Here is a 241-nt window from a genome sequence, read left to right as displayed (position 1 = left end):
GGTTTATTACCATTGGCTCTAGCTTCTGCCTTAGGATCAGCAGGGTTAGCGTTATTGTCGTGGCCACGTGATTGCTGGCGTGAGTCAAACTTACGCGCTGGCTTATCACCTTGAGCACCATCATTAGCATGTTGCTGAGCATGTTTACTGCGGTTCGGGTTTGGCTTTCTCGCTTGAGTGCTTTTTGAGCTGCCACTTGATTTGAGGTTAGGTTCAGGAATTGTGAACGGTGCTTCAAAAC

General features: G+C 48.1%; 1 protein-coding gene. It reads right to left on the bottom strand.

The window, feature by feature from the left end:
* Positions 1 to 241, bottom strand: a 241-nt coding sequence (locus tag AAEY88_RS15275; RefSeq protein WP_350563753.1) for a hypothetical protein, incomplete at both ends; no start/stop codon positions are given.

Source organism: Psychrobacter sp. CAL346-MNA-CIBAN-0220 (assembly GCF_040309805.1).
In the GTDB taxonomy this organism is placed as follows: Bacteria; Pseudomonadota; Gammaproteobacteria; order Pseudomonadales; family Moraxellaceae; genus Psychrobacter.
Note: the sequence above shows the minus strand (reverse complement) of the source record. Positions and strands in the feature narration are given on the sequence as shown.